We start from the raw sequence: 681 nt of genomic DNA, 5'->3' as shown, positions 1-681 counted from the left end.
CCCCCTTCAACTGGATGGGTAGTTACAGGGCATAGCAAGGGGGGATGCCCCGGCAGTCAACTCTATTTCAGTTGGACCTATATCGCCGATTTGCCAATTGGAAGTGAGGTGGCAATTTGTTACACGACATTCTCCATTCCTTCCAATTGGCGAATCTCTAGCCAGCCTGATTCCACAGCCAATAGTAAGTGCTATTACAGCACCGGTTTTGGACAGAGTCCGGACCGATACCAGATCATTAAAAGAATTTCTTAACTAAATCCCTGTCCAGCGAGATTTGATCCATAGCCAGGATTCAAAGTGGGCCGTCGGTTTTTACTATCACGAGTTGAGTCAGGTCGTGCGCAGTCGGCACGCCATCAGGCTTTCGTCGTGGTACCGGCCATCGACGCACAGGTAATCGCGCTCGACGCCATACGCCACGAAACCCGCGTCCTGGTAAAGCGCTACGGCCGCCGCATTTGATGCGGTGACGCCGAGGTTGACCTGGCGAACGCCCAGCGGCGCGGCGGCGTATTGCAGGGCGAAGCGCAGCAGGCGCCGGCCCACGGCCTGCCGGCGCGCCTCGGGCGCGACATACATGCCCCACAGGAACGCCTTGTGCGACAACTGGCGCATGTCTTCGCGCTTGATGCCCACGGTGGCGACGAGCGTGCCGCCGTCGAAGGCGCCCAGCACGGC

At 58.6% G+C, this 681-nt stretch carries 1 protein-coding gene; it reads right to left on the bottom strand.

The window, feature by feature from the left end; translation table 11 throughout:
- Positions 1-333: 333 nt before the first annotated feature.
- Positions 334-681, bottom strand: a 348-nt coding sequence (locus AC27KI_RS26595; RefSeq protein ID WP_487116880.1) for a GNAT family N-acetyltransferase, incomplete at its 5' end; no start/stop codon positions are given.

It is taken from the genome of Acidovorax sp. KPB24-03 (assembly GCF_057546605.1).
Note: the sequence above shows the minus strand (reverse complement) of the source record. Positions and strands in the feature narration are given on the sequence as shown.